The 24,451-nt window shown below is 59.3% G+C and carries 18 protein-coding genes and 1 pseudogene; 15 read left to right on the top strand and 4 right to left on the bottom strand.

From position 1 onward, the window contains the following. Positions 1-91: 91 nt before the first annotated feature. A pseudogene (locus NA647_RS12725) lies at positions 92-2,896 on the bottom strand (EAL domain-containing protein); the annotation flags it as partial. Between the two features lie 824 nt (positions 2,897-3,720). Here NA647_RS12725 and NA647_RS12720 point away from each other — a divergent pair. The 4 genes from NA647_RS12720 (at position 3,721) to NA647_RS12705 (ending at position 10,700) form a co-directional block, all read left to right on the top strand. Further along, positions 3,721-5,703, top strand: coding sequence for a type I restriction-modification system subunit M (locus NA647_RS12720; RefSeq protein WP_256057997.1), 1,983 nt, complete (start codon positions 3,721-3,723; stop codon positions 5,701-5,703). Between the two features lie 199 nt (positions 5,704-5,902). After that, positions 5,903-7,009 carry a restriction endonuclease subunit S gene (locus NA647_RS12715; protein ID WP_423836471.1) on the top strand — a complete coding sequence of 369 codons (1,107 nt, stop codon included), beginning with the start codon at positions 5,903-5,905 and terminating at the stop codon, positions 7,007-7,009. Continuing rightward, positions 7,009-10,200 carry a type I restriction endonuclease subunit R gene (locus tag NA647_RS12710; protein ID WP_256057996.1) on the top strand — a complete coding sequence of 1,064 codons (3,192 nt, stop codon included), beginning with the start codon at positions 7,009-7,011 and terminating at the stop codon, positions 10,198-10,200. The genes NA647_RS12715 and NA647_RS12710 overlap by 1 nt, the downstream gene beginning before the upstream one ends. Before the next feature lie 26 nt (positions 10,201-10,226). After that, positions 10,227-10,700, top strand: a complete 474-nt coding sequence (locus NA647_RS12705; RefSeq protein ID WP_256057994.1) for a hypothetical protein — start codon at positions 10,227-10,229, stop codon at positions 10,698-10,700. A 184-nt stretch (positions 10,701-10,884) separates the two neighbouring features. Here the strand turns inward: NA647_RS12705 and NA647_RS12700 are convergent, their stop codons facing one another. Then, a complete protein-coding gene (locus NA647_RS12700) occupies positions 10,885-11,106 on the bottom strand; it encodes a helix-turn-helix domain-containing protein (RefSeq protein ID WP_011979093.1) in 222 nt (73 codons plus the stop codon). Positions 11,107-11,207: 101 nt separating this feature from the next. On the opposite strand from NA647_RS12700, the gene NA647_RS12695 reads away from it, so the two are divergent. The 9 genes from NA647_RS12695 to NA647_RS12660 all read left to right on the top strand — a co-directional run bounded on the left by NA647_RS12695 (position 11,208) and on the right by NA647_RS12660 (position 20,481). Beyond that, a complete protein-coding gene (locus tag NA647_RS12695; protein WP_256058050.1) occupies positions 11,208-11,798 on the top strand; it encodes a hypothetical protein in 591 nt (196 codons plus the stop codon). Continuing rightward, entirely contained in the window at positions 11,795-13,195 is a 1,401-nt protein-coding gene (locus tag NA647_RS12690; RefSeq protein ID WP_256057993.1) for a DEAD/DEAH box helicase, read from the top strand. Before NA647_RS12695 ends, NA647_RS12690 begins: the two co-directional genes overlap by 4 nt. A 90-nt stretch (positions 13,196-13,285) precedes the next feature. Beyond that, entirely contained in the window at positions 13,286-13,588 is a 303-nt protein-coding gene (locus tag NA647_RS12685; protein ID WP_256057992.1) for a hypothetical protein, read from the top strand. Positions 13,589-13,708: 120 nt separating this feature from the next. Then, a complete protein-coding gene (locus NA647_RS19660) occupies positions 13,709-13,972 on the top strand; it encodes a BPSL0761 family protein (protein ID WP_143498806.1) in 264 nt (87 codons plus the stop codon). A 14-nt stretch (positions 13,973-13,986) separates the two neighbouring features. Then, positions 13,987-14,589 (top strand): DUF6088 family protein, encoded by a 603-nt coding sequence (locus NA647_RS12680; RefSeq protein ID WP_256057991.1) that lies wholly within the window; start codon positions 13,987-13,989, stop codon positions 14,587-14,589. 331 nt (positions 14,590-14,920) lie between these two features. Then, positions 14,921-15,178: a LexA family protein gene (locus NA647_RS12675; RefSeq protein ID WP_256057990.1), complete on the top strand. Its 258-nt coding sequence runs from the start codon at positions 14,921-14,923 to the stop codon at positions 15,176-15,178. Continuing rightward, positions 15,178-16,437 (top strand): translesion error-prone DNA polymerase V subunit UmuC, encoded by a 1,260-nt coding sequence (gene umuC, locus NA647_RS12670; protein ID WP_256057989.1) that lies wholly within the window; start codon positions 15,178-15,180, stop codon positions 16,435-16,437. The genes NA647_RS12675 and umuC (NA647_RS12670) overlap by 1 nt, the downstream gene beginning before the upstream one ends. Before the next feature lie 463 nt (positions 16,438-16,900). Further along, positions 16,901-18,772 (top strand): ATP-dependent nuclease, encoded by a 1,872-nt coding sequence (locus tag NA647_RS19655; protein WP_256057988.1) that lies wholly within the window; start codon positions 16,901-16,903, stop codon positions 18,770-18,772. Next, positions 18,769-20,481, top strand: coding sequence for a UvrD-helicase domain-containing protein (locus NA647_RS12660; protein ID WP_256057987.1), 1,713 nt, complete (start codon positions 18,769-18,771; stop codon positions 20,479-20,481). Before NA647_RS19655 ends, NA647_RS12660 begins: the two co-directional genes overlap by 4 nt. Before the next feature lie 342 nt (positions 20,482-20,823). Here NA647_RS12660 and umuC (NA647_RS12655) read toward each other — a convergent pair whose 3' ends face one another. Next, positions 20,824-22,080, bottom strand: a complete 1,257-nt coding sequence (umuC, locus tag NA647_RS12655; RefSeq protein ID WP_256057986.1) for a translesion error-prone DNA polymerase V subunit UmuC — start codon at positions 22,078-22,080, stop codon at positions 20,824-20,826. Then, entirely contained in the window at positions 22,068-22,493 is a 426-nt protein-coding gene (locus NA647_RS12650) for a LexA family protein (protein WP_042939811.1), read from the bottom strand. Before NA647_RS12650 ends, umuC (NA647_RS12655) begins: the two co-directional genes overlap by 13 nt. An 89-nt stretch (positions 22,494-22,582) precedes the next feature. Here NA647_RS12650 and NA647_RS12645 point away from each other — a divergent pair, with 89 nt between their 5' ends. Continuing rightward, on the top strand, positions 22,583-23,290 hold the full coding sequence (locus NA647_RS12645; protein ID WP_045423017.1) for an SOS response-associated peptidase family protein: 708 nt from the start codon (positions 22,583-22,585) through the stop codon (positions 23,288-23,290). Positions 23,291-23,392: 102 nt separating this feature from the next. Further along, complete coding sequence (locus NA647_RS12640; protein WP_102853349.1) at positions 23,393-24,346, top strand: endonuclease; 954 nt, start codon at positions 23,393-23,395, stop codon at positions 24,344-24,346. Positions 24,347-24,451 lie beyond the last annotated feature (105 nt).

The raw sequence follows: 24,451 nt of genomic DNA, 5'->3' as shown, positions 1-24,451 counted from the left end.
GGGCAACATGAATGCTGAGACGGAAAAAAGCGCTGGAGGCTGGAAAGCTGGTCGTTGCGAAAAAATACGGTCGGCGTTCCGCGCACCACGCTTAGCCTGCGACAGTTGTGTCGATCGTCCGCTCCTCACCCAAATAGATCGACAGCCCATTGGCCGGCATCGGTCGGCCGAGGAAAAAGCCCTGCACTTCGTCGCAGTCATGCTCGCGCAGGAAGTCCAGCTGAGCTTGTGTTTCCACGCCTTCGGCTATCACAGACAACCTTAGGCTGTGTGCCATGGCGATGATCGCGTGGGCGATCTGCGTATCCTGCTCGCCCGCCGGCACGCCGTCGACGAAGCTGCGGTCGATCTTCAGCACGTCGATGGGGAACGCCTTCAAATAATTCAGCGAGGAATAGCCGGTACCGAAATCGTCGATCGCAATGGAGAGTCCGAGACGCTTGAGCGAATCAAGGATGCGCATCGCTCCATTTACATCCTGCATCAGAATGCTTTCGGTCAGCTCCAGCTCCAGTCGGCCCGGCAGGATGTCGCTGGACGCCAGAATCGCAGCGATGCGCTGACCGAGCCGGCCGTCGGCGAACTGCCTGGCGGAAAGGTTCACCGAGACTTTCGGCACGACAAGCCCCTGCGCCTGCCATTCGACGATCTGACGGCAGGCTTCGCGGAGCACCCAGTCGCCGACTTCGACTACCAGCCCAAGCTCTTCCAGCGCCGGGATGAAATCGTCTGGCGATACCAGGCCACGCAGTGGGTGCTGCCAGCGCAACAGCGCCTCGACGCCGGTCAGGGTGTGGCCATCGACGAGGAATTGCGGCTGGTAATGCAGCACGAACTGCCGCTGCTCGAGCGCATGGCGCAGATCGCTTTCCAGTTCGAGACGCTCCAGCGCGCGGGCATTCATTTCGGCCTGGTAGAACTGGAAATTGTTCTTGCCGCGCTCCTTGGCGTAGTACATCGCCGTATCGGCGTTCTTCATCAACTGGCTGAGGTCGTTGCCATCCTGCGGGCTGAGGGCGATGCCGATGCTGGCGGTGACGAAGAACTCCCGACCCGACAGCACGAATGGCTCGGTCAGGCTGGCCAGAATGCGTTCGGCGACCTGAATCGCACGGCTCAACGCCTCATCGCGATCGCCGCTGGGGCGCAGGAGAAAGGTGAACTCGTCGCCACCCATGCGCGCCACGGTATCGTCCTCGTCGACGCACGAAGCCAGACGCGCGGCGACGTCCTTGAGCATCCGATCGCCCGCAGCGTGGCCCAGCGAGTCGTTGATCGGCTTGAACCGATCCAGATCGAGAAACATCAGCGCCACCCAGCCACCCCGCCGTGCGGCCAGTTGCAGGCTGCTGTGCAGGCGATCCTGAAATAACGTCCTGTTGGGTAATTGAGTCAGGCCATCGTAATAGGCCAGGCGATGGATGCGCTTCTCGCTGGCCTTGCGCTCGCTCATGTCGCTAAAGAAGCAGACGTAGCTGACCAAGTCGTTTTCAGCATCGCGCACGGCGGTAATGCCGACCCAGCACGGATAGGTTTCGCCCGTCTTGCGCTTGAGCCAGAACTCGCCTTCCCAGGTTCCGGCTTGAAGAATCTTGTCGCGAACGAAGGTCATCTGGTTGGCTTGCTGTCGATCCGCGCTGAGTGCCGTCGGCAGCTTGCCCAGTATTTCGTCGGTGCGATAACCAGTGATGCGCTGGAACGCCGCGTTGACCTGGACGATCTGGCCAGCCGGATCGGTAACCACGATAGCGGCGGTGGAATGGTCGAATACCGTCGCGGCGCGGCGCAGTGCCTTCTCCGCCTGGCGCTGCTCGCTTATGTCACGGGCGATGCACAATGCGCCGTCGAAACGATTGTTCTCGTTCCAGAGCAACATGACTCGCAACTCAAGCGCGAGCGTTCGACCGTCGGCGGCGACACAATCGAAGTACAACGTTTCGCCTTGCAGGCTCTCTCCGAGTTCGGCGATCGCCGCCGGATTAGCCGAAGCCTTGCGCACTCGGCGCATCAAATCGTAGAACCCAGCGGCCTGACGCGGTTTGGTCACCACCCGATCCAGACCATGACGGGCCACCCATTCGGGGCTGTAGCCCAGCATGGTTTGCACCGACGGACTGATGTAATTGATGCGTACCGCGCTGTCAGTGGTGAAGATCAGATCGCGCAGGCTGTCGGCCAGCATGCGGTACCGACGCTCACTAACACGCAGGGAATGGCTGTGCTCGATATTGGCGGTGACATCCCGGGCTACGCCGATCAGCCGCTGCACCCGCCCCTGCTCATTGCGCGCCAGCACCTGTTCGGAAACGCTGAACCAGTGCCACTTGCCGTTACGGTGGCGCCAACGCAGCAGAGATTCCTGGCTCTGACCGTCGGTAATCGAGCCGCGCAGGGCGAGCAGCCGCGCGATGTATTCCTGGTCGTCGGGGTGACTGATGCGCTGCCAGAAGAAATTGGCATCTTCGCCGCGCTCCTCTTCGCTGTAACCCAGGCGCGAGGCCAGGTTGTTATTACTGAACAGCAGCTTGCCCGCAGCCAAGTCCTGCACATAAAGCGTGTCGGGCACCGCACGCAGCACCTCAGACCAGAAACGCTCCCGCTCCGCCAGCGCTGTTTGCGCCTGCTGCTCACGCGTGATGTCGCGCATCACCCAGACGAAACCGGAAGGCTGCGTATTGCCGCCCAGGCACAGAGCTCGGCGGGTCATGGAATAAATGTGCGTTTCCCCATCTTGCAGCCGTCGCACGGGCTCCAGGACGAGATCGGCACGTGGATCGCCGGCCTCGAATGCGTCGCGGCAGAGCGTCGGCAGCAGCTCCTGCAATCGATAACGTCCCACGTCTCGATTGTTCAGGCCGAACATCGACCCGGCCTGGCTGTTGAGGTACTGCAGCCGACCGGTGAGGTCGCTGATGAGGATACGTTCTTCGATGGCGTCCAGTATGGAGTCCGAATAGCGCAACGCTTGCCAACGGGAAACAGAACGTCGGGGCGACATACAGCGACTAAACACCCGACCCGCCAGTTGGCTGAGCCTGGTGAACCACTCGGGACGGGACGAGCGCGGCTGAAGGGGATCAGAATCGGCCAAGCGGATCGGACCTATGTGTTAAGGCGAGAAAAGCCATACAGCTAACGCGGAAAGAACGCAATGATGCCCCGTTAAGCGGCAAAATGCCATCACGCAGACAGCATGTCCGGTGGTTTGCCCTGTCATGAGCATTCCGGTAGCTTTGCCGAACTGTTCTGACCCGTCGCTGCGACGGGGTCTTCCTTCTTCTATTTCTTTGTCACGGGCATTCGTTTCCATGGCTCAATATGCATATCTGCGCTATTAGCTTTTAGTCACGTTTTGCGATCTTCAGTCGATCCCTTGCGATCGTTGGCTTTCCAGCCTATTCAGCACGGTTTTTCCTCTCGATCTTGTGTTATGGCAGAGCTTTTAGTTAGCTTTCGCTGATTCTGGGTCAAATTTAGGCTCCAAAACCTAACTTTTTTCGAAGTGCTCCTGTGATCGCTCCGGCCAGGTTTCGCCAGCAGATTTCCTCTCGTGAGAACAGCAGATAAAGTTCCTCTTATATAAAAGGCTCATTACTTCTCAGGGCATCCACAAGTCGGGCTTCCGCGATGCTGTCGAGAAAACTCAAACAGTGCGGGTGAGGTGATGACGGGCGTCTAGGTTAGACTCGCGTTTTTACGCGTATTCCAAGGAGTAGTAGCGTGAACACGGAAAACCATTCCCAGACGGCCGCGTTTCTTTGGTCCATTGCCGATCTGTTGCGCGGTGACTTCAAGCAATCTCAGTACGGCCGCATCATCCTGCCGTTCACCCTGCTGCGGCGTATGGAATGTGTGCTGGAGCCGACCAAGGAAGCGGTGATTCGTGAATCCTACGCCCAGGAAGGTCGGCCTGATCTGGTGCGCGAGCGGCTGTTGCTGCGCGCCGCCGGGCAGCAGTTCTTCAATGCTTCCAAGTTGACCCTGGGCACGCTGTCCGACACCCAGACCGCTGCCGATCTGATGAGCTATGTACAGTCCTTCAGCAAGGATGCCCGCGAGATTTTCGAGCACTTCCACTTCGAAGACTTCGTGCAGCAACTCGCCGCCGCCAACCTGCTGTATCAGGTAGTGCAGCGCTTCGCCGCCACCGACCTGAGCCCCGAGCGCATCAGCAACTTCGGCATGGGCATCATCTTCGAAGAGCTGATCCGCAAGTTCGCGGAAAGCTCCAACGAAACCGCCGGGGAGCACTTCACCCCGCGCGATATCGTGCACCTGACCACCTCGCTGGTGATCACCGGGCAGGACGACAAGCTCAAGCCCAACAGCATCGTCACCATCTATGACCCGACTGCCGGCACCGGCGGCTTCCTCTCCGAGGGAGACGAGTACATCCAATCCATCAGCCAGCAAGTCACCGTGTCGCTGCACGGCCAGGAGCTGAACCCAGAGTCCTACGCCATCTGCAAGGCGGACATGCTGATCAAGGGCCAGGACGTCACCAACATCAAGCTGGGCAACACCCTGTCCAACGACCAACTGGCCGGCCCCGAGCACCACTTCGACTTTATGCTCAGCAACCCGCCGTTTGGCGTGGAGTGGAAGAAGGTACAGAAGCAGATTACCGACGAGCACACCGAGAAGGGCTTCAACGGCCGCTTCGGCCCCGGCCTGCCGCGTGTGTCCGATGGCTCGCTGCTGTTCCTCCTGCACCTGGTCAGCAAGATGCGTGACCCGCGTGAAGGTGGCTCGCGCATCGGCATCATCCTCAACGGCTCGCCGCTGTTTACTGGTGGCGCCGGTTCGGGTGAGTCGGAGATCCGCCGCTACCTGCTGCAGAACGATCTGGTCGAAGCCATCATCGCCCTGCCCACCGACATGTTCTACAACACCGGCATCGCCACCTATGTGTGGGTGCTGAGCAACCACAAGGCCGCCGTACGCCAGGGCAAGGTGCAGTTGATTGACGGCAGCCAGCACTTTGCCAAGATGCGCAAATCGCTGGGCAGCAAGCGCCAGTACCTCACCGAGGAGCAGATCGACGCGCTGGTGCGCCTGTATGGCCGCTTCGAGGAAACGCCGCAGAGCAAGATCTTCCCCGTCGAAGCTTTCGGCTACCGGCGCATCACCGTGGAACGCCCGCTGCGCCTGAACTTCCAGGCCAGCGCCGAGCGCATCGAAAAAGTGCTGAAAGAAAAAGCCATCGAGAAGCTGGAAGCCCCGGCCCGTCAGCGTCTGGTCGAGGCGCTGCAAGCCATGGACGCCAGCGTGCTGCACCGCAACCGCGAGCAATTCAGCAAGCTGCTGAAAAAGGCACTCAACGCCCACGACGTATTCCCCAGTACGCCGGAGCTGAAGGCCATCCTCAACGCCCTGAGTGAGCGTGACCCGGAAGCCGATATCTGCATGGTCAAGGGCCAGCCGGAAGCCGACGCCGGCCTGCGCGACAACGAGAACGTGCCGCTGGGCGAGTCGGTATACGACTACTTCGAGCGCGAAGTAAAACCCCATGTGCCGGATGCCTGGATCGACGAGAGCAAGACGGATGCGCAGGACGGCGAAGTCGGCGTGGTCGGTTTCGAGATTCCCTTTAACCGCCACTTCTATGTGTTCCAGCCGCCGCGCCCTCTGGCCGAGATCGACCGCGACCTGAAAGCCTGCACCGATCGCATCAAGCAGATGATCGAGGGGCTGTCGGCATGACGTTTTCTAGCTATCCGGAATACAAGAATTCCGGTCATGAATGGGTTGGTGAGATCCGAGTCACTGGCATGTCTATCGGAGCAAAAACATTTTCTCGGAGAGAAATATTAAGGCCCTTGAGAGTGACGAACAGCTGACAGCTTCGCAAAAGTATGGCGTCATTCCGCAGAGGTTATTTTCAGAGCTTGAAGGCCAGAAGGTGATGCAGGTTATCTTGGGTCGAGATATTTTAAAGAAAGCTGAAGTTAATGACTTTTTCATCAGTATGCGGAGCTTCCAAGGCGGGCTGGAGTTTTGCTCCTATAGTGGCGCTGTAAGTTCTGCATATGTGCCGCTCTATGCCAATAGAGGAATCGACAATAGATTTTTTAAACATCTTTTCAAATCCGTCTCTTTCATATCTGCGCTTCAAAATACGAGCAATCTTGTCCGTGACGGACAGGCTCTCAGATATAACAACTTTGTTCAGTTATCCCTTCCTTTTCCTTCGCTTAACGAGCAGAGAACGATTGGTGAATTCCTCGACCACGAAACCGCCCGCATCGACGCGCTGATCGAAGAGCAGCAGCGCCTGATCGAACTGCTCAAGGAAAAGCGCCAGGCCGTGATCTCCCACGCCGTCACCAAAGGCCTTAACCCGACGGTGCCGATGAAAGACTCTGGCGTGGAGTGGCTGGGCGAGGTGCCGGCGCATTGGACAGTCGCCCCAATTAAGTTTTTCTTTGAGTTTCTTGATGGGCAACGTATTCCGATCAAGGCGGAAGACCGGGGAGCAATGCAGGGGGATTATCCCTACTATGGTGCATCTGGGATTATTGATTATGTAAATGATTTTATCTTCGAAGAGGACTTGGTCTTAGTGTCCGAGGATGGGGCGAACTTGCTTATGAGATCAACCCCGATTGCATTTGTGGCACAAGGTAAATACTGGGTTAACAACCATGCTCATATAATTCGACCTCAGGATGACAGTCTTACTTACTGGGTGGAGGTTATTGAGCAGCAGGATTTGACGAACTACGTGACCGGATCTGCTCAGCCAAAGTTAACTGCGGAAGCTCTTGGCTCAATAAAAATTGCGGTTCCACCGACGGGTTCTGAGCGTGCAGCTATCCAGGCTTTCATTCTGGAGATTGATGCAGAGCTGGGTGCGTTGTTGACTGAGGCAGCTTGTGGTGTCCGGCTGCTCCAAGAACGCCGCTCAGCCCTAATCTCCGCCGCCGTCACCGGCAAAATCGACGTACGCGGCTGGCAGCCACCGGTCAGCACTCCAGCCACCGAACCAGCAGTAGCAGAGGCCGTGTAATGGCAGACAGCAAGGAAGCCCAGTTCCAGCAGGACATCATCAGCGCCATGACCGCCCAAGGCTGGCTCACCGGCCCGGCCAGCGGCTATGACCGGCACACGGCGCTGTATACCGAGGACTTTCTCGGTTACTTCAAGGACGCCTGGCCAGAGCGTTGGGACAAGTTCGCCAAGGCCAACCCGAACAATCCGGACGCCGTGCTGGTGCAGAAACTTGTTCGCGAACTGGAGCAGGACGGCACCCTGGATGTGCTGCGTCATGGCTTCAAGCTGCCGGGGGTGAAGATTGAGGCGTGCAGCTTCAAGCCCGACCACGGCATGAACCCGGATACGCTCAAGCGCTACCAGTGCAACCGTCTGCGCGTGGTGCCGGAGGTGTCGTATTCCCCGCACTATCGCGAGGGGGAGTACAACCCGCGTCTGGATCTGGTTTTGTTCGTCAACGGCATCCCTGTCGCCACGCTGGAGCTGAAAAGCGAGTTCAAGCAAAGCGTGGAAAACGCCAAGCGCCAGTACCGCTACGACCGCCCGGTAAAAGACCCGCTGACGCGCAAGCCCGAGCCGCTGCTGACCTTCAAACGCGGTGCGCTGGTGCACTTTGCCGTGAGTCAGGATGAGGTGGCGATGACCACCCAGCTGGCCGGCAAGGAGACCTTCTTCCTGCCGTTCAACCTCGGCAGCCTCGACGGCGGCGCCGGCAACCCGCCTGCGCCAGACGATAGCCAGTACGCCACCGGCTACCTGTGGCAGCGCCTGTTCCAGCCGGATGCCTGGCTCAAGGTGCTGGGCCGCTTCCTGCACCTGCAAAAGAGCGTGAAGGAAGATGCCGATGGCAAGCGTCTCACCAAAGAAACCCTGATCTTCCCGCGCTATCACCAGTGGGAAGTGGTCAACACACTGATCGAGACCACCCGCGCTGAAGGGCCGGGCAAGCGTTACCTGATCCAGCACAGCGCCGGCTCAGGCAAGTCCAACTCGATTGCCTGGACGGCGCATCAACTGGCCTCGCTCTACGATGCCGAGGGCCAGCGGCTGTTCAATTCGGTGATCGTGATTACCGACCGCACCGTGCTGGATAAGCAACTGCAGGACACCATCTACCAGTTCGAGCACGCCCAGGGCGTGGTCAAGTGCATCACCCGCGATATCGGCAGCCAGAGCAAGTCCGAGCAGTTGGCCGAGGCGCTGGCCGAGCAGACGCGCATCATCATCGTCACCATCCAGACCTTCCCGGCGCTGTTCGATGCGCTGGACAAGTACCCGAGGCTTGCCAGCGGGCGCTATGCGGTGATCGCCGACGAGGCGCATTCCTCGCAGACCGGCTCATCGGCCAGCAAGCTCAAGCAGATTCTCGGCAGCGATGCTGTTGTTGGAAACGAAGGGGACGCGGAAGAGATCAGCGCCGAAGAGCTGCTGGACGCCGCCGTGGCCGCCCGCGCGCCCAACGAGCGCATCAGCTACTACGCCTTCACTGCCACGCCCAAGGCCAAGACCCTGGAGCTGTTCGGTCGCCCGGCCAATCCGGCATTGCCGGCGAGCGCCGACAACAAACCCGAGGCGTTCCACCTGTACTCCATGCGCCAGGCCATCGAGGAAGGCTTCATCCTCGATGTGCTGCAGAACTACACCACCTACAGCACCGCCTGGAAGATCGCCCACCCGGACGGCGACGACGAGGAAGTGGACTCGAAGAAGGCGCGCATGAAACTGGCGCGCTGGGTGCGCCTGCATCCGTACAACATCAGCCAGAAGGTGGAGGTGATCGTCGAGCACTTCCGCGCCAATATCCGCCACCTGCTGGGCGGCCAGGCCAAGGCCATGGTGGTCACCAGCAGCCGGCAGGAGGCGGTGCGCTATCAGCTGGCGGTGCAGGCTTATGTGAAGCAGATGGGCTACACCGATGTGCATCCGCTGGTGGCCTTCTCCGGCAGTGTGTTGCCGGACGGAGTGATTCCCGAAGAGGTGACGGAAAGCAGCAGCCTGCTCAACCCCGGCCTGAACGGGCGCGACCTGGCGGAAGCCTTCGACACCCAGGACTTCAACGTGATGATCGCCGCCAACAAGTACCAGACCGGCTTCGATCAGCCCAAGCTGTGCGCCATGTACGTGGACAAGAAGCTGCAGGGCGTGGACTGCGTGCAAACCCTGTCGCGCCTGAACCGTACCTTTGGCGACAGCAAGCCGACCTTCATCCTCGACTTCTTCAACGACGCTCAGGACATTCTCGACGCCTTCCTGCCGTACTACACCAAGGCCGAGCTGACCGACGTGACCGACCCACAGCTCATCTATGACCTGCAGAAGAAGCTGGATGCCGAGGGTATTTACCACTGGGAAGAGGTGGCGGCGTTTGCGCTGGCCTTCTTCGACCCCAAGGCCGCCGCCAGTAAGCTCAGTTACTACTGCGCGCCGGCCAAGGAGCGTTTTGCCAAGCGCTACAAGCTGGCCCAGGAATCACGCCAGCACGCGCTGGACTTCAAGCGTACCGCCGAGAAGAACGGCGACGGCGACGGCCTGAAAAAGGCCGAAGCAGCCCTCAAGGAAGCCGGTGAGCAAGTCGATCAGCTCGACCTGTTCAAGAAAAACCTGCAGAGCTTTGTGCGCCTGTACGAGTTCCTTTCGCAGATCATCCCCTACGAGGATCGCGAGCTGGAGCAGCTGTGCGTGTACGCCAAGCACCTGCACCCGCTGCTGCGCGTGGATCGCCTCGATCAGGAAGACGTGGATGTGGGTGAGCTGCAACTGACCCACTACCGCCTGACCAAGCGCGCCGAGCATCAGCTGCGCCTGAGCGAGGAGCAAGGCGACTACGGCCTCGAACCGGCCACGGGACTGGGCAGCGGCAAGCCCCACGACCCGGAGAAGAAACGGCTATCGGAAATCATCGAGGCGCTGAACGATATCTTCGGTGCCGAAGTGAGCGATGAAGACCAGCTGCAATTCCTCACTGGCATCGCCAACCGCATCAGCCGCCAGGAAGATGTGATGGCTCAGGTGAACAACCACTCGGTGGAGCAAGTGATGCACGGCCTGTTCCCCAAGCGCGTACTCGACACCGTGCTGGACGCCATGACCGACCACGAGAAACTTTCGCTGGAAGTGCTGGATAACGAAACCAAGAGCCGGGCGTTTGCGTTGGTGATTTTGAAGATGCTGACCCAGCAGGCTGGGCTTTCACCAAGCATTAACTAACCGCAGGTTATGAGCATGGAGAGCGCATGAGTCGTATAGAGCAACACATCGTTAGGGCGTGGGCTAGCAGGTTAGCTGCATCGACCGTCAAAGAAGTGATCGAAAAGCTGGAAAGTATGGCTGCAGAGCTGTCAGGGGATTCTGGGCTAGCGAACGTCTGGGAGGAGATCTGCGCCCAGATCCAGGGAGAGGAATCTTCTGATTGGGCGGCCTACGAAGACGTTATCGAAAGCTTGCTGCATGCCTGCCTGGAAGGCATGGACAGAGATGCTCAACTGGCGCTGTGGGCGGTCACGGACGCGGGGTGGGATTATATCTACGATCACCACGCGGATTCGGACGGTAGTGCAAGCGTGCCCCTTAATACGGGTGACATTGTGAGCATGCTGGCGAGTGATGTGTTTTCGGCCGCTGCGGATTATGAAAGCCCTACCCTCTACCGCTTTAAATGGGGAGAGGATGATCCTGAGTATGATGAAGACGATGGTGCCTGCACATGACTCTAGCCTTGTATGTGACCACAGCCTAGCCTCCACCAGCCCATAACAAGCTTTTACGGGAAGCGCTGGATAACGAGACCAAGAAACGGACATTTGCGTTGGTGATTTTCAAGATGCTTAAGGCTGCTGTCGGTTTGGGGCAACGTAGCGAGAGCGTTGCTGTTTAACAGCATTAGGTGCTCGATCAGATTTCAGATGGCTTTGGCAGAAGGCTTGAAGGATCGCAGGCTAGCTCGCCTGCGATGCGGTAGAGCTTCTCGACGGTGATGTTGACCTCGCCACGCTCGATGCGACCTACGTAGCTGCGGTCGAGACTGCACGCCAGCGCCAATGCGTCCTGGGAAATCCGGCAGGCCTTCCTCTGCATTCGGATGCGTTCCCCTAACGCTTTCGCCAACTTATCCATGACCGTCTCAATTCAACTTGAGGCGGCACTATCGTGCGTTTGCGGACGCACAGGCCACGGATTATAATCCGCATTTTTGCGCTAACCCTTCTGGTGCCTCAATGAAATCGGCCTCGTTTATCTTCGACAGGCGTCTGTATGAGCTGCTTCAGGAGCCAGGGCGTACAACGTTTACGACCCGTGAACTGCGCGATGCCTATGCCGCTCGCCTAAACGGCACACATTTCCGTATCGCCGATGTGCGCCGCTATGTGTATGAGCAGATTCGCCGGTTGCTGCGCGCGGGCTGGGTTGTGCTGGATGAGGATCGTCGTGTTCGAGGGCAGGTCTACCATCTGCAGCCGATTCCGGCACATCTGCAACTGGAATTGATCGACAACGGCTTTGAGAGCAGCCTCAAGATTGCCGGGGAACCCCAGCAGGCACCGGCTGCGTTCGAAGTGGAGGCGCTACCGCTTCAATCTCCAGCAAATACGAATCAGCAGCTCGAAGCGCTCCACAAGGAAATCCGCTTGGACTTCCTGTCCTCTATGGGCGAGGCGGAACGATTCAAGCTGCTTCTGGATGAGATGCCACATTTGCGGGGCAAGGTTGAAGGCGAGTATCTGGAGGCCAGGGATCGCAGCTCTCGCCTTCTGGGCCATCTACGCGCCATCGAAAAGACCCTCAAAACGCTTGCTGCGCCACAATGAGCAGACTGCTACGCAGCTGGCAGAACAGCTGCATCACCAGGGCGTTGGAGCACTTCACCGTCACGCCGCACTTCTTTTGCCAGGCAACGCCGGGGGCTGGTAAGACGCGCATGGCCGCAGAGCTAGCCAGCCGACTGCTTGAGCAGGACAGAATTGATCTGGTGCTTTGCTTTGCGCCGTCCTGCCAGGTCGTGGAGGGTTTTCGTTCGACCTTTGCGGAAGTCCTGGGCAGACGTCTCGATGGGCAAATAGGTGCCGTTGGGGCGGCATATACCTATCAGGCCATGGAATACCGTGATGAGGGATTCTGGCAGCTGCTTGATGATTACCGGGTGCTTGTGGTCTTCGATGAAATCCACCATTGCGCCGGCCACGATCCGCTGCTCAGCAATGCCTGGGGGCAGCAGATACTGAATCGAATACAGGATCGGGCTGCCTTCACGTTGGCCCTGTCTGGCACGCCCTGGCGTTCGGACGACAAGGCCATCGCATTGGCTCGCTACTCTTCGCCCGAGGGGCATTTGATCTGTGATTACCGTTATGGCTTGAAAGATTCCATTGCCGACGGCGTGTGCCGATCACCTCGCATTGTGTTACTCGACAATCAGAAGGTGAAACTTACGGAAGAGCTTGGCGCGGATAGCTCCGTAAGGCTGTTTCCCAGCATCGCCAAGCTTTTGGGGGAGTCACCTGTCACCTATGAGGAACTTCTGCGTCATGACGAGGTGGTCAATCCAATCCTCGATCTTGGCTGCAGCAAGCTGAACGAGCTACGCCAGATCAAATCTGATGCCGCTGGTTTGGTGGTGGCCACCGACATCGAACACGCCCAGCAAGTTGTACTGGCTCTGGAAGCAATGGGTGAAGAGTGCCGCATCGTGACCAACAAAACCCCGGATGCGCAGCAGGTAATCAATGTATTCCGGAGCAGCGCCTGCCGCTGGATTGTGGCCGTCGGAATGATCAGCGAAGGCACCGACATTCCCCGCCTGCAAGTGTGCTGCTATCTCAGCCGTATCCGTACCGAACTGCATTACCGGCAAGTGCTGGGGCGAGTGCTGCGGCGCACAGGTGAGTCCGACGACCAGGCATGGCTATTCATGTTGGCGGAGCCAACGCTTCAGGGCTTTGCGGAGCGAATTTCGGATGACTTGCCTGATGACCTGGCAGTTTTGAGCGATGTGCAGATGCCTGGTTTTACTCCAGGCTCCAGGCCTGAGCCGATGGGCACTTTGGGTCATGTCGAAGGTTTCGACGGTGCGGGGTTAGGTGGTGCAGAACCGGGTATTGGATCGCAGCCTACGAACATCATTTCGCTGGGTGGCTTTGCAATTGAGCCCGCTTACCAGGTCAGCTTTTCCCAGCATTATCGGCAGCAGCTACTGGCTTGTTTTTGATGCTCAGCCAGTCGAGGCTGATCCAATGATGTTGGTGTTCATGAATCCATAACCGGCCGGCGTCGTGTGGAACGTAATCGTGAGGTGTGCATGGAGATTAAGTCGCAGGCATTGGTCGATGTCGTTGAGGATGTGATCTGCGACGTGTGCCGCTCTGGCACGCGTATTCCCGGCTATGGTCCCCAATACGGCAAGCTTGAAGCCCAATGGGGATATGGCTCCCAGCATGATGGGGAGCACTACCGGGTGCATCTCTGTGAGCCCTGCTTTTTCAGGGTGCTGAGTGGGTTGCGTCGGGAGCGCATGGTCAATGGTATGTTCGATGATGATCAGCCATTTGCTTCCGAAGATTTTGGTCTGGTCAGCAAAGACAACTACTGGGGAAAGAACTGATTGTAGGGTTGAAAATCCATCAGCCGCACCACGTCGAATCGCGGACAAATTAGGGGTAAGCGCGCGGCTTGCCCGTTCTGGTCTCGTAGATTGGAATAACTGAATAAGGAGGTAGCCGCTTTGACCCTTCCGCATGAAAGAACCCGGAGTGTCGTCAAGACCGAAGCTTTTCTCCGCGACCTCTCTCGTAACACCGAACTACCTGATGACATTCGCAGCTATGCGAAAAGCCTGCTCAGACACTACCCGTCCGCCGTTCAAGTTTTCTCGCTGGGGCGCCTCGAAGAGTGCCTGGTAAACGACGCTCAAGATGATGAATATCGGCGAAGGGTGATTGCGTTCCATCAGCCGCTTTTCAGTTCGTCGTTAGACTTCACGCTATAGGCGTGAACGCCACGATGCTCAGCACTGATCAAGCCCAGTCGGTATCCGCCCGGATTGCGCAACGAGTCAAGCGCCTACCTAAAGGGCAGCCGTTCAGCATTAGCCGTTTCACAGGGTTTGGAACGAAAAACGCCGTATCCAAAGCAATAGCTCGACTGGTCAACCGAGGCGAGCTCGAACGGGTGTATCGCGGGATCTATATGCGCCCGAAACCCGGACGCTACGTTGCCAGGGCTCGCCCCAATCCCTGGAAATTGATTAGCCTGATTACCAAGCAGAAACGCTTGTCTCTGCAGATCCACGGCGCCAATGCCGTCAGAAGGTTTGGGCTCAGCACCCAGATGCCACTCATTCCAATCTATTACACCAGCGGAGCCAGCCGTTCAGTATTCATAGGGAAAGCTGAAATTCGGCTGATACACGCGGCACCGATGGTCATGCAACATGCCGGAACTGAGGTGGGTGCCGCTATCAGTGCATTGTTTTATCTCGGTAAAGGCGGCTCAACTCCTGAATGTATTGCGGCGATCAAGAAAGGGCTCCGACCTGAAGACTTAGTCAAATTGCTGGCCTGCAAACTGCCGAAATGGATGCGAACGGTATTGGAAGCGCAATAGCGAAATCGCTGCATTGCGAACTGCAGGGTAGGGGCTGTAAGAACCAATGATCATAAGCGGCTGGCGACAGATATTTTGAGCACCGAGCACCGAGCACCGAGCACTGATCATTTGATGATCAACATCGGCGTCTCCTAACGAATTCTGAGCACTCCAGCCCGGCCAAGCTCCAGGGATTTCGCCTAGTAACGCGCACGTTGAATTTCAGCTGAAGTTTTTACACAGCCTGGGCCGCTTGTTGCCTGTCACGCTTGGCTGGTTTGGGGCGACTGTCGCCGCTCGTAGCTTTCTCAAACCAGCACTCTGTTCTGACTGAACTCACTACACAAAAGTGTATCCGGACGTTTATTACCGGTTCCTGCTGCCCGTTCCGTGGCGGGGCCTGACGACAATCACGCCGCGCGCGGGCATGGTGGTGGTGGCGGTGGTGAACGGGGAGTTCACCTGCAAGCAGCTGGCCTATGAATACGGCACGCCGGTGCTACGCGCGGCGAACAAGGCCTACCCGGACATTCGCCTGCGCGACGGCGAGGACCTGGAGGTGTTCGGCGTGGTGACGCGCTGCATTCACAAGCTGCCGGGGTGCTGATGCCGACCTATGCCCTGGTGGACTGCAACAACTTCTACGTGAGTTGCGAGCGGCTGTTCCGCCCCGACCTGCGCACGGTGCCGATGGTGGTACTGAGCAACAACGACGGCTGTGTGGTGAGCCGCAGCAACGAGGCCAAGGCGCTGGGCATTGGCATGGGCGAGCCGTTCTTCAAGATCCGCGACCTGGTGCAGGCGCATGGCGTGCTGGCGTTCAGCAGCAACTATGCGCTGTACGGCGACGTTTCCGCACGGGTGGTACGGGTGCTGCGCGGGCTGGCACCGCGTCTGGAGGTTTATTCGATCGACGAGAGCTTTCTCGACCTGGCGGGCCTCGGCCGGCCGCTGGCCGGTTACGGCCGGCACATTCGCGCGGAGGTGCAACGGCTGACGGGCATGCCGGTGGGGGTGGGCATCAGCACCACGAAGACCTTGGCCAAGTTGGCCAACTGGGCCGCCAAGCGGCGTAGCCAGAGCGGGGGGGTGGTGGCCACCCGGCCCGAGCAGCAGGCGGCGTTGCTCAAGGACGCGCCGCTGGGCGAGGTGTGGGGCGTGGGGCGCAAGCTGCAGGCGCACCTGGGCGCGCTGGGTGTTAAAACCGCCTGGGATCTGGCGCAGCAGGACGCCTGGACGATGCGCAAGCAGTTCTCGGTGGTGCTGGAGAAGACCATTCGTGAGCTGCGTGGCGAGCCGTGCTTCGCCCTGGACGAGGGGCCGGAGCCGAAGCAGATGATCACCTGCAGCCGCAGCTTCTCGCTCCGAGTGACGGAGCTGGCGCCGCTGCGCGAGGCGGTGGCCAGCTACGCCTGCCGCGCAGCGGAGAAGCTGCGCGCGCAAGGCGATGTGTGGCAGCTGCTGCAGGTGTATATCCGCACCGGGGTGTTCAACCCGGACGAGCCGCGCTACGCGCGCACCGCCAGCGTGGCGCTGCACACGCCGAGCAACGACTCGCGCGACCTGGTGCAGGCGGCGCTGGCCGGGCTGGAGGGTATCTACCGGCCCGGCTACCGGTACCAGAAAGCCGGGGTGATGCTGATGAACCTGGCCAGCCCCGGGCAGGTACAGGCCGACCTGTTCGCCCCGGCGCCGCGGCCGCGCAGCGCGGCGCTGATGGCAACCGTGGACAGGATCAACACCAACATGGGCCGCGGCACCGTGCGCCTGGCGCGCGTGCCGGCCCTGGGCGGCTGGTCGATGAAGCAGGAGCTGCGTTCTCCGGGGTACACCTGCCGCTGGGACGAGCTGCCAAGGGTACGTTAGATCATGAACAGGTGAGGGAGGCGCCGTTGCTGACAGCGACCTACCAGGCGTTCCAAAGATAAAGGAGGGTGTGAAAGACCCACTACCATTAAGTCAGCTGCTGCCGGTCGCGACAGACTGAAGTCGAACCACAGCTATCGGTCGCGGTAGGCAACAACCGGCCCAGAGTGTGTAAAAACGCTTCGTCAAAATTGAAGTGCGCGCGTCTACGTGAAATCTGAAATTTTTCGGCACCTCAGCAGATGTGGATTTCGCCCAGATGCGCGATTTCCAGTCCGGTTTTGAGTACCTGTCGCGCTCGAAAACGTTTTTACACAGCCTCGGCCAATAGCGGCCCTTGGCTGCGGGCGCGCGGTACGCGACTCGGCCCGAAGGAGCCCTCAAGTAGCGATACAGTCGAATAGCACCTACCATGACGCACTAGAATCAGTAGCTTGGTTTCCACTAGACAAGGAGGGTCGAAGTGCATCTTGTGCGTGTTCGCGTCCGGAACTTCAGAGGCATCGCATTCGGTGAGGTCCACATCAATGGACACACTGCTTTTATCGGTGACAACAACGCCGGCAAGTCCACATTGCTGGAAGCGGTGGACTTGGTACTTGGCCCGGAGCGCCTGAGTCGTCGCCCTGTAATCGATGAGCACGATTTCTATGCCGGTACGTACGTAGACCCGGCCAAGAACGAGGTCGTCCCGATCCAGGTCGAAGTTATTGTCGCAGGACTCTCTGATGAGCAACTGCGGCATTTTCGGGACCATATCGAGTGGTGGGACACACAGACCAAGTCATTGCTCGTAGGGGCGCCCCCGGAGGGAACAGACGCGCCCCATGTCGGAGCGGCAATACGCGTCTTCTTCAACGGTTGGTATGACGTAGATGAGGACGACTTCGCCGGGGACACCTATTACGCCACTCCCGAAATGCCGGATGGCTCCTACCCCCGGTTCTCTGCGCCCGACAAACGAAAATGCGGTTTTCTTTATCTGCGCACGCTGCGGACCGGAGCTCGCGCACTCAGCCTGGAACGGGGCTCTTTGTTGGACGTGATCCTTCGGCTGAAGGAAACACGACTGACTATGTGGGAGGATTTGCTCGACCAGCTGAGGGCACTGCCAGTTGGAGAGACCGAGGACATCGGCGAGTTGCTTGTTGCAGTCCAAGATGCAGTACGGCACTACGTACCATCCGACTGGGCAGAGCAACCCCACATGCGGGTTTCGGACCTCACTCGCGACATGCTCCGTCGAACCCTGACTGTCTTCATGGGTACTGGAGCGAAAAGGCCGGACGGCTCAGTCTATTCCGCCCCATATCAGCACCAAGGCACTGGCACGATTAACACGCTGGTATTGGCTCTGCTTTCGATCATCGCCGAACTCAAGCAAAGCGTGATCTTCGCGATGGAAGAGCCAGAGATCGCGCTTCCGCCGCACACCCAGAAGCGAATCATCAATTCGCTGCGCCAGAAGTCGGCACAGGCCATCTTCACCTCCCACTCACCCTACGTGCTGGAGGAGTTCGAGCCTGCCCAGGTAGTGGTTCTCAAGCGCACGGCCGGTGTTATGACCGGGGTTCCTGCAACATATCCGCCAGCAGTCAAGCCCAAAGCCTATCGCACAGAATTCAAAGCACGGTTCTGCGAAGCCCTGCTGGCACGCTACGTACTTGTACTTGAGGGCCGTACGGAGTTCGACGCATTGCCTGCCGCTGCCCGACGGCTCGCCGAGCTGGATCCCACGCGATTCAAATCGCTCGAAAACCTAGGTGTGGCGATCGTCGACGCCCGCGGCGAGACCAATGTCGCGCCACTGGGTGCATTCTTCCGCTCACTCGGAAAGGTCGTGTTCGCCGTATTTGACAAGCAAACGCCGGAGGCGCTCGCAACCATCACTGCCTCGGTCGATCATGCCTATGAGTCTGCGACTAAGGGCTTTGAAAACCTTGTCTTGTATGGCGCGTCTGAGGTGGCACTCCGCAGCTATGCTGCTGTTGTGGTTGTTGGCGCTGATTGGCCGCAGCATCTCGCGGCATACACACCAACACCCGCAACACCGCTGGCCAATCTGCAGGTAGCTCTGTCGCACTATTTTGGCTGGGCCAAAGGCGGTGGCGACGCCGGCGACTTGCTCGCCTCCTGTCCAACTGCCAATGACATGCCCGAATACGTGAGAACCACGCTGGCAGCCATCAAGAACGTCATTGAGCCACCTCAGCCGCTTCCATTACCTCCCCAGCTAGCCGGCGTGCCCCCTCTCCCAGAGGCTGCAGCCAAGCCACCGCCATTGGCAGCAGCCTATGGGAAGTTCCAACCGTCCCCGCCCCAGCCTCTGGCATGACGGAAGTGTGGAGCGATCAGAAGCGCGGCTTCCTGGCGTGCGCTGGGCACACCTTGGCGCTAGGTGGTCCTGGTGCAGGCAAAACACACGTCGCGCTGGTCAAAGCTCGTGATGAGATTCGCTCAGGCGTACTCAAGCCAGGCCAGAAGATCCTCTTCTTGAGCTTCGCCAGGCCTACCGTAGCGCGCATCATCGAAAAGGCTTCTGAGCTGATTTCTCGCGAGGACCTGAAGCAACTTGAGGTCAGCACGTACCACGGTTTTGCTTGGAGCATTCTCCGAAGCCACGCCTATCTGTTGAATGGCAGGCCGAGCTTGCAGCTTCTGCCACCACCCGAGGCAGCAGCGCATTTGGCAGATATCGATAAGGCCCAGCACGAAAATGAGAAGCGACGCCTATTCGAGCACGAGGGCCGCCTGCATTTCGACTTGTTCGCAAGTTTGGTCAGCGAACTGCTGAGCCGTAGTAACCGGCTAAGCGCCATCTTCTCCGACGCCTATCCCATTATCATCCTCGACGAGTTTCAGGACACAAACTGTGATGAATGGGCGCTGATCCAGCAGCTTGGAAAGCGTAGTCGCCTCATTGCTCTGGCCGACCCTGAACAGCGGATCTATGAGTTTCGAGGCGCTGATCCTAGGCGGGTTGGCGACTTTCTGGAGATCTTCGGCGCCGTCCACTTTGATTTCGCAGGTGAAAACCACCGCAGCAGCGGTACCGATATCACGACCTATGGGAATGACCTGCTCACTGGCGCAAACAAGGGCAAGGTCTATCAGCAGGTAAAAATCACGCGTTACGGCTTCATGTATGGAAAGGGCCTGCACTTCAATGCCAAGGCCGCAGTGCTCTCGGCGTTGGATCGCCTCAAGGCAATACCGGACAAATCGATCGCGATCCTGGTGCCATCCAAGCGGCTGATGCTCGAGCTTTCTGATTACCTTTCTTCTGCAGCTGATGGTCTGCCAGAGCTACATCACGACGTTGCAATGGATGCTGAACCGCCGGCTCTCGCCGCTGGCGTTATCGCCACGTTACTGGAGGGGGGGACGGCTGGCGATGTGGCGAGCCGCATGCTTGGTGCACTTCACTCGCACATTCGTGGACGCCGCGGAGGCAAGCCTACCCCCCAGTCCGAGCTGGACCTGGCAGGTGCTCTTAGCGGATTCCTCTCCTCGGGAAAGATCCGCGGTGCCAAACGCCAGCTGATTGTCAGCGAAGTTCAGCGTATCGCAGAGTTGCGGCAGCAACTGCAATTAACGGGCGACCCTGCGGAGGACTGGTTGCAGCTGCGCGGCCTGTTGCAATCGTCCGCTGCGGTAGCCTTGAAGCAAGTAGCAACAGATGCTCGCTACCTTCGACTTCTTCATCGTGGCTCGGTACTGCGGGCTAACCTGGGTGCGCTGTGGCGTGCCCAGGGAGAGTACAAGGGGGCTGAGGAAGCAGTCCGCAGTGCCTTGATGCAGGAGCATTTCGCTGCAGCTCAAAAGGACTGGCGCGGCATCCACCTAATGACGATACATAAGTCCAAAGGGAAGGAGTTCGACGAGGTCATCATCTACGACGGCCTATTCCAGCGCATTGCCAAAGCCCCGCAGGATCCAAAAATCTGCGCTCAGGATCTTTTAGTGCTACGGGTGGGAGTGACTCGGGCGATACGTCGAACCACCATTCTGACTCCGAAGCGCGATACCTGCCCTTTCCTGTGAATCAAGACGTCCCCTGCTTACACCTCTCCCTGCTGATCCGGCCGCAGCTGAAAGCGGTCGTAGACGCGCCTATCTGAAGAGGTAAAGAGCTTCTCAGTCTCATAATTGCTAGCACAGAATGGTTCACGTTAAGTCCGCTTTTGGCCGAGGCTGTGTAAAAACGTTTTCGAGCGCGACAGGTACTCAAAACCGGACTGGAAATCGCGCATCTGGGCGAAATCCACATCTGCTGAGGTGCCGAAAAATTTCAGATTTCACGTAGACGCGCGCACTTCAATTTTGACGAAGCGTTTTTACACACTCTGGGCCGATAGCTGCCGCTCAGCAATCCCGAAGCAAAGCTCATCTCACCACCATTAACTCATCCCACCGCGTTGTGTACCGCTGCGACAGCATCTCGCGCCGCATGGCCCACTTAGGGGCTGCGGGGATACGGCCGAGCCGCACTGTACCCCGGCCCTCTTGGGCGTTGATCCGGTCGACTACGGCCATCAGCCGATCGGCACCCGGGCGAGGTGTAGCAGCGAACATGTCGACCGTAAACTCCCCGCGTTGGCACAGGTCCATCAGCAGCACCTCGGCTTTGCTGTAGGCGTAGCCGGGGCGGTAAATCGCATCCAGGCCGCGAACCGCCGCGGCGGCAAGCACACGGGTGTCGTCGGTGGGGTACGGCAGCGGGCAGTTGATGGCGCTGGCGTAGCGCGGCTGGTTGGGGTTGTGCATACCTGTGCGGATTGCCACCTGCAAGGTGCCGGCGAGACTACCTTGGGCGCGCAACTTTTCCGCCGCCTTAGACACGTAGGCGGCAACCGCCTCGCGGATCGGCGGCAGTTCGCGCACCCGAGCACCAAACATCTTGCTACTACAGATCATCTGCCGTGGCGGCTCTACCTCCGCAAGGTGCAGACACGAGATCCCGCGCAACTCGCGGGCCGTTTTTTCCAACACCACACTGAACTGCTGGCGTAGTGACGCCGGGTCGTACTGCGCTAGGTCCCAGGCCGTCTTAATGCCCAGCGGCTTAAGCCGCGCGGTCAGCCGGCGACCGACGCCCCACACTTCGCTTACCTCGGTCATCTGCAGCAGTCGATCGCGCCTAGACGGGTCGCGAAGGTCAATCACCCCTTCCGATTTACGCCAAGTCTTGGCCGCCCAATTGGCCAATTTTGCGAGCGTCTTTGTGGGCCCGATGCCAACGCCAACCGGGATGCCGGTCCACAGCAGGATCCGCGCCCTCGCCTCGCGCCCCAGCTGGACCATATCACCCCGCATGCCGGTCAGGTCGGCAAACGCCTCGTCGATGCTGTACACCTCCACCCTCGGAAACATTCCCTCCAGCGTGACCATCACGCGCGCGCTCATCTGACCGTAAAGCTCGTAGTTGCTGGAGAAGCAGACCACACCCCACTCCCGCATCTGGTCTCGCCACTGGAAGTATGGTGCGCCCATCGGGATGCCCAATCGCTTGGCCTCGCGGGTGCGAGCGATCACGCAGCCATCATTGTTACTCAGCACTACGACCGGCACGCCCTCGAGCCAGGGGCGGTAGACGCGCTCACAGCTGGCGTAAAAGCTGTTGCAGTCGATCAGCGCGAACATAGGCTGTGCAGGTTATGCGTGGCCACGCCCCACACGTGCAATGATTCGGTCACGGCCACCGCCCTGTAATCAGGGTTCTCGGGCTGCAGCCACACTCCCGCGGCGGAGATTTGCAGTCGCTTGACCGTCATCCCGCCATCCACGTACGCGACAACGACGTTGCCCGACCGCGCCTCCAGGGCGCGGTTGACCACCAACACGTCCCCGTCATAGATCCCGGCGCCGATCATGCTTGGCCCGCTCACCCGTACCAGATAGACGTTGGGTGCCCGCAGGTCGACCAAATCGTCGATCGACAGGGTGACCTCCTCATAGTCGGCAGCAGGTGATGGGAAACCCGCCGGCACACGGATGTCCACGTACTGAGAGAAAGTTTTGGCGGGGCTGAGGCGCCCCAAAATATTGACACGCATTGTCGTACTGCTCTGCGATAACTGTATATATATACAGATACCAGAGCCGCATCGCGCGGGTCAATTCAACGGCGATGATCGGAGGGTTCATGTGCGGACGATTCACCCAGTACCGGACAGCGATCGAATACCTCGAGGCGCTGCGCTACGACAAGCCCATCGAGAGCGGCATCGACCCAGAGCCCATCGGCCGCTACAACGTACCGCCCCGCTCCCGGGTGCTCGTCTTCTTTGAGACCGCTTCCGGCCTGCGTATGGCCAAGCTCCCGTGGGGTTACCAGCCCTGGTGGGCGAAGGGCAAACGTCAGCCGGCGATCAATGCGCGTGTAGAGACGGCTGCCACCAGCAAATTCTTTCGGGACGTCTGGCGCACCGGCCGCACGCTGGTCGGCGCTGACGGCTGGTACGAGTGGATGAAGGACCCGGTCGATCCAAAAAAGAAGCAGCCGTATTACATCCGATTGAAATCAGGCGAACCGATGTGGTTCGCGGCGCTGGGGCAGTTCAGGCGAGAGGACAGGACCGAGGAGCAGGAAGGCGACGGGTTCGTGATCATAACGGGGGACAGCGACCAAGGGATGGTCGACATCCATGACCGCCGGCCGGTCGTGCTACCACCGGATCTGGCCCGGGAGTGGATGGAGCCGGGCATATCGCTCGAGCGCGCCGAGGAACTCGTGCGGGACCTGGCGCTGCCGGTGGAGGCATTCGAATGGTATCCGGTGGACCGAGCGGTTGGGAATGTGAAGAGCGAAGGTGCGCAACTAATCGAGCAAATCGACGACCCCTCGCTATAGGCACAGCAAGGTGGTGCATAGGCCGTTTCAAAAGGTCTCGAGGCGGTGGGCGCCGCCTGCGGAAACCGTACAATGCCGCTTCCTTTTGCCTGGGTAGATCCCATGAAGCACGTGATAGTGGCGAGCCTCGCCACCCTATTCATCACCTCCGTCGCGCTCGCCAGTGCACCATCGACCTTCACCGCTGCAAAAGCCGTCGCCAAGGATAAGGTGTTTTTTGACCAGGCATCTGCCGGGCTCGGCGACCTTTACTGCGGCTGCGCATGGGAATGGGTGGGCAAGTCAGGCGGGCGAATCGACTCCGCCTCGTGCGGCTACGAAACGCGCGCACAGCAGACACGCGCGGAGCGGATCGAATGGGAGCACATCGTGCCGGCCTGGATCTTCGGCCATCAGCGGCAGTGCTGGCAGGATGGCGGGCGTAAAAACTGCGTGGCGGATGACCCGGTGTTCCGGGCTATGGAGGCTGACCTTTTTAACCTTTACCCATCCGTGGGCGAGGTGAACGGCGACCGCAGTAACTACCAGTACGGGCGTGTGGCCGGCGCCCCTGCACAGTACGGGGCATGCGGCACCAGAGTGGACTTCAAGGGACGCGCCGCCGAGCCGCGTGATGAGGTGAAGGGTCTGGTTGCCAGATCGACATTCTACATGTATGACCGCTACGGTTTATCGATGTCGCGGCAACAACAGCTGCTGCTGATGGCTTGGGATCGCCAGCATCCGGTTTCGACCTGGGAGCGGGAGTGGGGCAGCCGCACGGCAAGAGTCATGGGACATCACAACCCCTTCATCACCGGCGAACGCGCTTGGACGCAGGGGCACAAGCCATCGCGCGAGGGTATCGTGAGCCAGGTCCTCACCAGCGTCACGCCCCCTCCTTCCGCTAAAGCCGTGCCCAGTGATGTGATCATCGGAAACAGGAACAGCCGGGTGTACCACCTGCCGAAGGGCTGCCCGAGTTACACCAAAGTGGCCCCCAAGAATCAGGAGCATTTTGCCAATGAGTCCTCAGCCATTGCCGCGGGCTACAGGATGGCGGGGAACTGTCGCTAGCTTATTCTGACAGGCTTCGCAGATCGGCTTTCATTTCGGCTCTTGCGGGCAGCGGGCGCCCACAACAGTGCGTGCGGGAATGCGGCACGTTGCCATCGCACAGTC

This window comes from Stutzerimonas stutzeri (assembly GCF_024448985.1).
Lineage (GTDB): Bacteria > Pseudomonadota > Gammaproteobacteria > Pseudomonadales > Pseudomonadaceae > Stutzerimonas > Stutzerimonas stutzeri_AP.
Note: the sequence above shows the minus strand (reverse complement) of the source record. Positions and strands in the feature narration are given on the sequence as shown.